Consider the following 1,163-nt stretch of genomic DNA (forward strand, 5'->3'; position numbering starts at 1 on the left):
AGCCCTGCTGTCCAGGCCGACGGCCGCGTCGAAGCGGATCGAGGACGCGGGCAGCTTGGCCAGGTCGGCCTTCTTGGAGCGGAAGGTCCAGCTGGCGTCGACGCGGGTGGAGGCCGCGGCGACCTTGACGCTGCGCTTGACCGAGGTGGTCAGTTTGTACGCGGCGTCACCGGCCGGAACCGTGAAGATGCCCGCCCCTTCCAGTGGGTCGCTGTTCGAGCCGACCTTGGCGCCGTTGCGATAGAGGGTCGTAGTGACCGACGAGTAGAGCGAGGAACCGGAGTGGGTCTTGCCGTCGGTGAACACCGGCAGGTAGCCGTAAATGCCGTTGCCCTCGCGGTAGATACCGAGACTTGAGCCGACACGCGGGCCGAAGACCGCCGTGTTGAAGGTCTTCCCGTAGCTCTTGCCCGCCTTCAGGGTCTGCGGGGTGCCGAGCGTGTAGAAGGCATCGACGATCGGGAAGCCGGACTCGTCGACCCCGCCGTGCTGCTCGAAGTCGAGTTTCCACTTCGCCCCGCCCGCGGTGGACAGGCGCAGCGTGCGCGTGCCGGGCAGCTTCTGCTGGACCCCGGGTGCAAAGGTGCTTGTACTGCCGGGCAGCTCGCCCCAGGCGTAGATCACGCCCTTCTTACCGCTCGACGAGGCGCCCAGACCGGTCTTCACCGTGGCCAGTTCACTCGCCTTGTAGCGCTTGGTGTAACCGGTGGCGAGCTGCTTGACCTTGCCGCCGGCGAGGGTGTCGTACTCCTCGGCGGGCTTGACCCAGTGACCGCCCCACTGCTGGTACAGGCTGCCGTCGGTGATCTGCGGGCCGGCGTGCGCGGTACGGAAGTNNGCACGCCGACGGTGTACAACGGCGTAGCGACCTCCGACTTCGCCGCCGCGTCGGGCACGGTGATGTCCACCGGCTTCGCGGTCCGCGCGTCCACCGTGATCGTGGCCTTCTTGGTGATGCTCAGCTTCGGCTGCGTCACCCAGTCGAAGCCCTTGGCGGGGTCATCCGGGTCGACGTGGACGGCCGAGTTGAAGATGTAACCGCCCTTGGGAAAGCGGACCTTGACGGTGCCGGACTCGTCGTAGGGCGAGTACCACTTGCCCTGTGCGAGCCCGGTGACACCGTCCAGTTCGGCGTTGTAGTACTTCGCCGGGTTGCCGTCACG

Annotated in this window: 1 pseudogene; it reads right to left on the minus strand. The window is 67.0% G+C overall.

The features are described from left to right. Positions 1–666: pseudogene (locus CCN51_RS60355) on the minus strand (peptidase S8); the annotation flags it as partial. Positions 667–1,163 lie beyond the last annotated feature (497 nt).

Origin of the sequence: Streptomyces milbemycinicus (assembly GCF_002154605.1) — a bacterium.
Taxonomy (GTDB): domain Bacteria; phylum Actinomycetota; class Actinomycetes; order Streptomycetales; family Streptomycetaceae; genus Streptomyces; species Streptomyces milbemycinicus.